6 protein-coding genes and 1 pseudogene are annotated in these 9759 nt (G+C 63.4%); 2 read left to right on the plus strand and 5 right to left on the minus strand.

The annotated features are described in order from the left end of the window. Positions 1-211: 211 nt before the first annotated feature. Together J0L98_RS03840 and J0L98_RS03845 are read right to left on the minus strand one after the other, a co-directional pair. On the minus strand, positions 212-1408 hold the full coding sequence (locus J0L98_RS03840; protein ID WP_296410191.1) for an acetate/propionate family kinase: 1197 nt from the start codon (positions 1406-1408) through the stop codon (positions 212-214). Beyond that, positions 1405-2817 (minus strand): bifunctional enoyl-CoA hydratase/phosphate acetyltransferase, encoded by a 1413-nt coding sequence (locus J0L98_RS03845; RefSeq protein WP_296410193.1) that lies wholly within the window; start codon positions 2815-2817, stop codon positions 1405-1407. The genes J0L98_RS03840 and J0L98_RS03845 overlap by 4 nt, the downstream gene beginning before the upstream one ends. Positions 2818-3018: 201 nt before the next feature. Between J0L98_RS03845 and glmU the strand changes: the two genes are divergently transcribed. Together glmU and glmS are read left to right on the plus strand one after the other, a co-directional pair. Then, complete coding sequence (gene glmU, locus J0L98_RS03850; RefSeq protein ID WP_296410195.1) at positions 3019-4380, plus strand: bifunctional UDP-N-acetylglucosamine diphosphorylase/glucosamine-1-phosphate N-acetyltransferase GlmU; 1362 nt, start codon at positions 3019-3021, stop codon at positions 4378-4380. 253 nt (positions 4381-4633) lie between these two features. Then, positions 4634-6463: a glutamine--fructose-6-phosphate transaminase (isomerizing) gene (gene glmS / locus J0L98_RS03855; RefSeq protein ID WP_296410198.1), complete on the plus strand. Its 1830-nt coding sequence runs from the start codon at positions 4634-4636 to the stop codon at positions 6461-6463. Between the two features lie 269 nt (positions 6464-6732). Here the strand turns inward: glmS and J0L98_RS03860 are convergent, their stop codons facing one another. From J0L98_RS03860 to J0L98_RS03870, 3 genes and pseudogenes are all read right to left on the minus strand, one after another. Next, positions 6733-8346 (minus strand): type I restriction-modification system subunit M, encoded by a 1614-nt coding sequence (locus J0L98_RS03860; protein ID WP_296410199.1) that lies wholly within the window; start codon positions 8344-8346, stop codon positions 6733-6735. 206 nt (positions 8347-8552) lie between these two features. Then, entirely contained in the window at positions 8553-9236 is a 684-nt protein-coding gene (locus J0L98_RS03865; RefSeq protein ID WP_296410201.1) for a restriction endonuclease subunit S, read from the minus strand. Positions 9237-9252: 16 nt separating this feature from the next. Continuing rightward, positions 9253-9624 (minus strand): annotated as a pseudogene (locus J0L98_RS03870) (transposase); the annotation flags it as partial. Between the last annotated feature and the right edge of the window lie 135 nt (positions 9625-9759).

A 9759-nucleotide genomic window follows, 5' to 3' on the forward strand; every position in this document is an offset into this window, starting at 1 on the left:
AAAAAGCCCGCAATTGCGGGCTTTTTCGTTTTGATGCAGGGCGCGTACCTTTATGGATATCGCGATGTGCTGGCTTGAGGAGGAGGGGCGACTTGTAGGGGCGACTTCAGTCTCCCATCCGCCCGCTGAATCACAGGCATGCCCTTCATCGAAGCCCGCGGGCGACTGACGTCGCCCCTACGGGAGGAGAGCTCCCGTGGCGCGGCATCTCTTACAGGCCCAGCAGATTTACGGCATGGTGGCCGATCATCCATTCCTCGTTGGTGGGCACCACCAGGACTTCGATCTTGCTGTCCCGGGCATGGATGCGGGTGGCGTGGCGCTCGTTGGCGGCAGGGTAGAGGGACAGTCCCGTCCAGGCCAGCCACTCGGCGATGCGGGCGCGTACCGGCGCCGCGTGCTCACCGATGCCGCCGGTGAATACCAGCGCATCAAGCCCGCCAGCGGCCATGCTGAGCTGGCCGATCATGCAGGCCGCACGGTAGCAGAACAGTTCGATGGCTTCCTTGGCCGATTCCTCATCCGATTCCAGCAGCGCCCGCATGTCCTGGCTCAGGCCGGACACCCCGAGCAGGCCGGATTGCTTGTAGAGCAGATTGCTCAGGGATTTGGCATCCATCCCCTTCTGCTCCACCAGGTGCAGGATCACACCCGGGTCCAGGCTGCCGGTGCGGGTGCCCATCATCAGGCCGTCCACGGCGGTGAAGCCCATGCTGGTATCCCGTGACTGGCCATCCCGCAGGGCGCACATGCTGGCGCCGTTGCCCAGGTGGGCGATGACGATGCCGCTCCGCGCCTTCTCCTCGCCCAGCAGGTCGGGCAATTGGCGCGACACGAACTCGTAGGACAGGCCATGGAAGCCGTAGCGCTTGATGCCCTCGTTGGTCAGCGCACGCGGGATAGGGAAACGGCTTGCCACCGGCAGGCGGGTGCGATGGAAGGCGGTATCGAAACAGCCCACCTGACGCACGTCCGGCATCAGTCCGAAAAGCAGTTTGATGGCGCGCAGATTGTGGGGCTGGTGCAGGGGCGCCAGCGGGATCAGGGTTTCAAGCTCGGTCACCACTTCTGGCGTCAGCACCACGGGTGCGCCGTAGTGATCGCCCCCATGCACGATGCGATGGCCGGCAGCCACGATGTCCACGCCCGGGCTGTGGCGGTTGATCCAGCCGAAGATGAACTCCAGGGCCAAACGGTGCTGGCCATTCTGGTCGGTGCCCTCGGGCACGCTGAGCGCCTCGGTGAAGCGCTCGCCGCTGAGGGTGTCCTTGGCGTGCATCAGTGGCTCGGCGCCGATGCCCTCCACCTGGCCCGACAGGCGCGGCGTGTCGGCCAGACGCGGTGTCATGGGGAAAAGGGCAAACTTCAGGCTCGAAGACCCTGCGTTGAGGATCAGGACTGCTTTCATAGACGGACTCCCTGGCGACGCTTGTGGGCCATCAACTGTGCAATGGCACAGGAGGCGGTTCTTGTTTCGGCGGTATCGGCACGGCTGGTGAGCACGATGGGGACACGGGCACCCAGCACCACACCGGCCATCAGGGCGTCGGCGAGGTATTCGAGCTGTTTGGCCACCATGTTGCCGGACTCGAGATCGGGCACCACCAGAATGTCGGCCTGACCGGCCACGGCCGAGCGGATGCCCTTGGTCTTGGCAGCCACCAGGGACACGGCATTGTCGAAGGCCAGCGGGCCATCCAGCAGGCCCCCCTTGATCTGGCCCCGGTCGGCCATCTTGCACAGGGCGGCGGCATCGAGGGTCGAGCGGATCTTCTCGTTGACCGTTTCCACCGCCGACAGGATGGCCACCTTGGGTTCGGGCACGCCCATCATGATCGCCAGTTCGATGGCGTTCTGGATGATATGCACCTTGTCGGCCAGGGTCGGTTCGATGTTGATGGCGGCGTCGGTGATCAGCAGCGGATGGGGGTAGGTGGGCACGTCGGCCATGAACACATGGGACAGGCGCCGCGCCGTGCGCAGGCCGGTCTCCTTGGCCACCACCTCGCTCATCAGCTCGTCGGTATGCAGCGAGCCCTTCATCAGGGCCTCCACCTCGCCATTGCGGGCAAGGCGCACAGCGGTTTCGGCGGCGGCGTGGCTGTGGGGAACGTCGATGATGCGCACGCCGCGCAGATCGATGCCGTTCTGGGCCGCTACCTCGCGGATCTTGCTCTCCGGGCCGACCAGCACCGGAATCACCAGCCCCGCATCGCGCGCCTGGATGGGGCCACGCAGGGATTCGGTATCGCAGGGGTGGGCCACCGCAATGGGAATGGGTTCCATGCCCTTGGTCATCTCCAGCACATGGAGGTAGCGCTGCTGGCGGTCGGAAATGGTGACCTCCGGCAGGGCCATGCGCGGGCGCTTGATCTTCTGGGTGGGCGCCATCACCTCGGCCGTACCGTCGATGACCTTCAGCCCGTCCTGATTGACGCACTGGCAATCGAGCAGCAGATGGTGGTTGTGCTCGAAGCGCTGGGTACAGGTGATGGTGACGGTAAGGGTGTCGCCAATGGTGATGGGGCGCCAGAACTTGAGGGTCTGGCCCACGTAAACCGTGCCCGGCCCGGGAAACTCGGTGCCGAGAATGGAGGAGATCAGCACACTGCCCCACATGGAGTGCCCCACCACCTCGCGGAACTGGCTGGAGCGGGCAAACTCGGGATCCACATGGGTGGGGTTGACGTCGCCCGACATCACCGCGAAAAGGTGGATGTCTTCGGGGCGCAGGGTACGGACCAGGAGCGCGGAATCGCCCACGGCGATTTCGTCAAAGGTCCGGTTCTCGATGAAATCGTGGGCTTGGCTTGTCATGGTGTGTCCTGAAGTTGCACTGCAGCATCGGCCATTCTACGGAAATGCCTCGCGGGAACTTTAGCATTAGATCAAAGGAATGTTGCAATGCATCACCTGGGGCGGTTTTGTGGCGGTATGTAATTCGAGAACTGCTCCGCGAAGGCGCCAAAATCCACCATGCTAGAATTTGTGGCATCGTCATCCCGCCCCCAAGCATCCATGGAAGTGATCGTACTGGCCGCCGGCCAAGGCAAGCGCATGCGTTCGGTGCTGCCCAAAGTGTTGCAGCCCCTCGCCGCCAAGCCCATGCTGGCCCACGTGCTGGATACCGCCCGCACCCTTGAAGCGCGGCGCATCGTGGTGGTGTATGGCCACGGCGGCGAAGTGGTGCGTGAAGCCCTCGATGCCCCCGATCTGGCCTGGGCCCGCCAGGACCCGCCCCAGGGCACCGGCCACGCAGTGCAGCAGGCCATGCCCCTGGTGGAAGACGGCGACACCGCCCTGATCCTCTACGGCGACGTGCCCCTGATCGGCGTCCCCACCCTGCAGCGCCTGATGGCCGCCGCCAGCGACACCGCCCTGGCGCTCCTCACCGTGTCCATGGACAACCCCACCGGTTACGGCCGCATCCTGCGCGATGGCGCCGGCAAGGTCACCCGCATCGTCGAAGAGAAGGACGCCACCCCCGACGAGCGCCAGGTGCGGGAAGTGAACACCGGCATCCTCGCCGCCCCGGTCACCCGCCTGCGCCAGTGGCTGGGTAAGCTGAAGAACGACAACGCCCAGGGCGAGTACTACCTCACCGACATCATCGCCATGGCCGTGGCCGACGGCCTGGACGTGGTCACCACCCAGCCCGACGCCTTCGAGGAAACCCTTGGCGTCAACAACAAGACCCAGCTCGCCGAGCTCGAACGCATCCACCAGCGCAACATCGCCCGTAGCCTCACCGACGCCGGCGTCACCGTCATCGACCCGGCCCGCCTCGACGTGCGTGGCAGCCTCGAATGCGGCCGCGATGTGGAGATCGACATCAACTGCGTCTTCGAAGGCACTGTGGTGCTGGGTGACGGTGTGCGTATCGGCGCCAACTGCATCGTGCGCGACGCCACCCTTGGGGCCGGCACCCGCGTTGCCCCCTTCTCCCAGATCGAAGACACCATCACGGGCGAAGCCTGCATCATCGGCCCCTATGCCCGCACCCGCCCCGGCACCGTGCTCGGCAACGACGTGCACCTGGGCAACTTCGTCGAAGTCAAAAACAGCACCATCGCCGACCATTCCAAGGCCAACCACCTGGCCTACGTGGGCGACGCCGACATCGGCCAGCGCGTCAATGTGGGCGCCGGCACCATCACCTGCAACTACGATGGCGCCAACAAATTCCGCACCGTCATCGAAGACGACGTCTTCATCGGCTCCGACACCCAACTCGTCGCCCCCGTGCGCGTGGGCAAGGGCGCCACCCTGGGTGCGGGCACCACCCTCACCAAGGACGCCCCCGCCGAACAACTCACCGTGTCCCGCGCCAAGCAGATCTCCCTGGCCGGCTGGCAGCGCCCGGTGAAAGTGAAGAAGTGAAGATCTCCGTTGGGGGCACCTGTAGGGGCGACTTCAGTCGCCCACCGCACGCCCATGACAGGCATGCCGCTGATCAAAGTCCGCGGGCGACTGAAGTCGCCCCTACGAGACCGCACAGTCGCCCACCGCACGCCCATGACAGGCCTGCCGCTGATCGAAGTCCGCGGGCGACGGAAGTCGCCCCTACGTGTGGCCGACGGCGCCCCCCTCGTCTTGCCCTGACAACACCCAACATCTGAAAGGCCCCCCCACCATGTGTGGCATCGTTACCGCCATTGCCCGTCGCAACATCGTTCCCGTGCTGCTTGAGGGCCTGCGCAAGCTCGAATACCGGGGCTATGACTCCGCCGGCCTCGCCGTGCTCAAGGACGGCAAGCTGCAGCGCCTGCGCGCCGTCGGCCGCGTCGCCGAGCTCGCCGCCCAGGCCGATGCCACCCACCTGAGCGCCGAGATCGGCATCGCCCACACCCGCTGGGCCACCCACGGCGTGCCCTGTGAGCGCAACGCCCACCCCCACATCTCCGCCGGCCTCGCCGTGGTGCATAACGGCATCATCGAAAACTTCGAAGCGCTGCGCAGCGCCCTGCAGGCCAAAGGTTACGCCTTCACCTCCGAGACCGACACCGAGGCCATCGCCCACCTGCTCCACGACACCCTCAAGACCACCCCCGACCTCTTCGAGGCCGTGCGCATCACCCTTGGGCAACTCATCGGCGCCTACGCCATCGGCGTAGTCAGCGAAGCCGAACCCCACCGCGCCATCGTCGCCCGCAAGGGCTCGCCCCTGCTGCTGGGCATCGGCGAAGACGGCCACTACGCCGCCTCCGACACCGCCGCCCTGCTGCAGGTCACCCGCAAGGTGGTGTACCTGGAAGACGGCGACGTGGCCGAGCTCACCCTCGACGGCTACCGCATCACCCTCGCCGACGGCACCCCCGTCGAGCGCCCGGTGAACATCTCCAGCCTGTCGGCCGACGCCGTCGAGCTGGGCAAGTACCGCCACTACATGCAGAAGGAAATCTTCGAGCAGCCCCAGGCCCTGGGCAACACCCTCGAGATCATCGCCGGTGGCGGCGGCATCTCCCCGCAGCTCTTCGGCACCGCCGCCGTCGACATCTTCGGCGCCACCCGCCGGGTGCTCATCCTCGCCTGCGGCACCAGCTACCACGCCGGCCTCGTCGCCCGCTACTGGATCGAATCCGTCGCCAAGCTCCAGTGCACCGTCGAGATCGCCAGCGAATACCGCTACCGCGAATCCGTGCCCGACCCCGAAACTCTGGTCGTCGTCATCTCCCAATCCGGCGAAACCGCTGACACCCTGGCCGCCCTCAAGTTTGCCAAGGGCCTGGGCATGACCAAGACTCTCGCCATCTGCAACGTGCCCGAGTCCGCCATCGTCCGCGAAACCGCCCTGCGCTTCGTCACCCGCGCCGGCCCCGAGATCGGCGTCGCCTCCACCAAGGCCTTCACCACCCAGCTCGCCGCCCTGGCGCTCCTCACCCTGGCCCTCGCCAAGGTCAACGGCCGCCTCAGCGAACAGGCCGAAGCCGAACACCTCACCCAGCTACGCCACCTCCCCGTGGCCGTCGCCAAGGTCGTCGAGCTCGAACCCGAGATCGAACGCTGGGCCCAACGCTTCGCCAACAAGCAGCACGCCCTCTTCCTGGGGCGCGGCGAGCACTACCCCATCGCCCTCGAAGGCGCCCTCAAACTCAAGGAAATCTCCTACATCCACGCCGAAGCCTACCCCGCGGGCGAGCTCAAGCACGGCCCCCTGGCCCTGGTGGACAAGGACATGCCCGTCATCTCCGTGGCCCCCAACGACAGCCTGCTCGAAAAGCTCAAGAGCAACCTGCAGGAAGTAAAGGCCCGCGGCGGCGAGCTCTACGTGTTTGCCGACGCCGGCAGCGAGATCCCCGAAAGCGAAGGCGTGCACATCCTGCACCTGCCCGAACACTACGGCATGCTCTCCCCCATCCTCCACGTCATCCCCCTGCAACTGCTCAGCTACCACGCCGCGCTGGTGAAGGGCACCGATGTGGATAAACCGCGGAATCTGGCGAAGAGCGTGACGGTGGAGTGATCGGGCGGCGGCAGGCCATGTCTGCTTGTCGCCCTCGCCTTGCCTGATCCGCTGAGCGGGTCAGGCTGGTTGAGAGCTTGGTACGTAAAAGCGCCCGGTGAGCCGGGCGTTTTGACGTTCTTGGGGGGCGGTATTCGAACCAAAGCGGAAATAGCCCACTAGAAGATGCGGCACTTCTGCAACGTCCAAGCTCTTCGGCAGCAAAGGGGCGTAGCGGAATTGCCGTCCGCTCTAGCCTTGTTATGCGAGTTGACGAAGCGCTTTGAGACTTACGGCAAGGCTGGCAATCCCAGCTCCTTGAGGAAGCCATTGTGTTTGTCCCGTGCATCCTTGATGTTCTGCGCCAGGGTGACCAGCTCGGTATTGATTTCCTGCAAATCGATTTCAGCCTCGCCCACCGCCGTGCTGATGTAGCGTGAAATATTCAGGTTGAAGTCGTTCTTCTCGATCTCCGCCATCGACACCCGTCGTGAATAGCGCGTCTCTTCCTGTCGGAATCGGTAGGCGTCGATGATTTTGGCGATGTGCTCCTCACTTAGCTGGTTTTGCCGCTTGCCCTTCACGAAGTGTTCGGCTGCGTTGATGAAGAGCACGTCGTCGGGCTTCTTGCACTTCTTCAGCACGAGGATGCAGACCGGGATACCGGTGGAGTAGAAGAGGTTTGCGGGCAGGCCGATGACGGTGTCGATGTGGCCGTCCTTGAGCAGCTTGGTGCGGATGCGTTCCTCGGCGCCGCCACGGAAGAGCACGCCATGCGGCAGGATGATCGCCATCACGCCTTCGTCTTTGAGGAAGTGAAAGCCGTGCAGCAGGAAGGCGAAATCGGCGGCGGATTTTGGGGCAAGGCCGTGGCTTTTGAAGCGCACATCGTCGGCCAGCGCGTCGGTTGGCTCCCAGCGGTAGCTGAAGGGCGGATTGGCGACGATGGCATCGAAAGCCGGCTTTTTCGCAGGGTTCTGCTCGCGCATCATGTCCCACTCGTTGAGCAGGGTGTCGCCGTGGAAGATGTCGAACTCCGTGTCCTTCACCCCGTGCAGCAGCATGTTCATGCGCGCGAGGTTGTAGGTGGTGATGTTCTTCTCCTGGCCGAAGATTTTGCCGATGGTGCCGCCGGCCTTATTCACCTTCTTGCGCACGTTGAGCAGCAGGGAGCCGGAGCCGCAAGCAAAGTCCAGCACGCTCTCCAGCCGCTTTTTGGTCCCGGTTTTCGGTTCCTGGCTGTCCAGCGTGACGATGGCGGAGAGGATGTCGGAAATCTGCTGCGGCGTGTAGAACTCGCCCGCCTTCTTGCCGGACCCGGCGGCAAACTGGCCGATCAGGTATTCATAGGCATCGCCCAGCGCATCGATGTTTGTGGAGAACTCCGCCAGCCCTTCGGCAATCTTCTGGATGATGGCGCACAGCTTGGCGTTCCGGTCCTCATACTTCTTGCCCAGCTTGGGGGAACTCAGGTCGATCTCGGAGAACAGGCCCTGGAAGGTGCTCTCGAAGGATTCCGTCTCGATGTACTTGAAGCCTGCTTGCAGCGTGTTGAGCAGCTCGCCGTTCTGGGTGCGGGCCAGGTTGGCGATGCTGTTCCAGAGGTGCGCGGGCTGGATGACGTAATGCACCTTGCGCCGCATCTGCTTCTCAAACGCCGGGATGTCGTCCACATTGTTCGCATACCAGAGCGCCAGCGGCACCTTGCGAGTGTCACCGCCCACATCCGGGTAATCCCGGCCCAGTTCCTTCTTCGCGGCCATCTCGTAGTTGTCCGATAGGTAGCGCAGGAAGAGGAAGGACAGCATGTAGTCGCGAAAGTCGTCCGCATCCATCGCCCCGCGCAGTTGGTCGGCGATGCTCCAGAGGGTGCTGCCCAGTTGTTTCTGGTTTTGTTCAGTCATGTTTTTTCTTTAATGGATTGGGCTGTGGCTGCAGCTTCATCGCCTGCTCAAAATCGCGATCCAAGTGATCGGCCTTGGCAATCTGTTGGAATTCCCGACAGGTTCGGGTATTTGAACTCCCGAGGATTCCTCGGTAGTTGCCGCACGGCTCGGTCGCATTTAAGTTGTCAAGGAATCCTTGACGTCTGCCCACGAACCCCGCCGGCTCATGCCTCCGCCTCCGCCTCCGCCTCCGGGGATGGGAAAAGCTGCTGCATCAGCCCTTTCTTGTGGGTCTTGAGGGTTGCGAGCTTTTGGGTTTCGGCGGCGATCAGGGCGTCGAGGTTGCTTAGGCACGAGGCGATGCGTTGTTGTTCGGGGAGGGATGGCGGCCAGCTCAGCTCAAGCGCACTGAACCTCGAACTGCCAAGATGAGCTACTGACGTTGTTTGAGTTGCAATGCTGGCAAACGTGCCGTCTTTCTGGCATTGCCGGAAGGCCTGTGCAGCAAACTCCGGGCACGTTGAAGGGTATGCGCGAAATCTAATTAACTGGTTCTGCATCGCGCAGCGTCCACCGAACTGGCCTCGGTAGATCGACGCACGGCCCACGAGGCCCAATGATTGCCCCTCGTTTAACAAGATGTCTCCATCGAGAATCTCGAACCGGCTGAACTCAGCGTCGGTCATAGGCATCGTCAGCACGTCTGATAGCTCGATTGCGCCGTCCAAGACGTTTTTCGTTCGCAGATATGGTCGCAATGAGCCAGGCGCATTGACCGCCAACGCCTTTCCCGCGAGCACGTCCCCCCGTTCATCTACCCTCTTCATTTCCCACTCCCCGGCATTTTGGAATTCGGGGAAGCGGAGGCGGGGTTGGGTTTCGCCTTCGCGGGGAAAAAGCTGCTGCATCAGCCCTTTTTTAGGTTCATCGCGCTTTTCCGGGGAAGGCGGCCTTGATCTTCAGGAAGAAATAGGCTGAGTCGCGGAAGCCGTAGGCCATGCGCTTGATGACCTTGATCCGGTTATTGACGCCCTCCAGGACGCTGGTGTTGAGCGGGAAGATTGCGGAGGCAAGGATTCCGCGCAGGTATTTGCGCAGTCGTTTGGCAAAGGCAATCGCCGGCGCGATACCACTGTCGATCGTCAGTCGGTACCAGTCCTTCCATCTTCGCGCCCCTTCTCGCACGTTCGGGGCGAACCAGACTTCCTTGATCGCCGTTTTCAGGAGATAGACGGTCGCCAGCGGCGCGTTGGCGGCCAGCAACTCTTCGAGCTTGACCGCCTGCTCGTCGCCGAGGTTGTCACCCCCAGGTGTCAGGATAGATGTCCTCTAATCCCGATCTAAAATTGGGTCCTGAACCTGGGGTGAAGAAGAGGACGCAGTGAGGTATTCCAAAGAACTAAAGGCGACGGTGCTGCAACGGATGATGGC

Origin of the sequence: Zoogloea sp. (genome assembly GCF_017302315.1) — a bacterium.
Classification (GTDB): Bacteria; Pseudomonadota; Gammaproteobacteria; order Burkholderiales; family Rhodocyclaceae; genus Zoogloea.

What these genes read in the sequence shown, in the direction of transcription:
- glmS (WP_296410198.1), top strand. Translation starts at nt 4,634, where the DNA reads ATGTGTGGCATCGTTACCGCCATTGCCCGTCGCAACATCGTTCCCGTG.
- J0L98_RS03860 (WP_296410199.1), bottom strand. Translation starts at nt 8,346, where the DNA reads ATGACTGAACAAAACCAGAAACAACTGGGCAGCACCCTCTGGAGCATC.
- J0L98_RS03845 (WP_296410193.1), bottom strand. Translation starts at nt 2,817, where the DNA reads ATGACAAGCCAAGCCCACGATTTCATCGAGAACCGGACCTTTGACGAA.
- J0L98_RS03840 (WP_296410191.1), bottom strand. Translation starts at nt 1,408, where the DNA reads ATGAAAGCAGTCCTGATCCTCAACGCAGGGTCTTCGAGCCTGAAGTTT.
- J0L98_RS03865 (WP_296410201.1), bottom strand. Translation starts at nt 9,236, where the DNA reads ATGCAGCAGCTTTTTCCCCGCGAAGGCGAAACCCAACCCCGCCTCCGC.
- glmU (WP_296410195.1), top strand. Translation starts at nt 3,019, where the DNA reads ATGGAAGTGATCGTACTGGCCGCCGGCCAAGGCAAGCGCATGCGTTCG.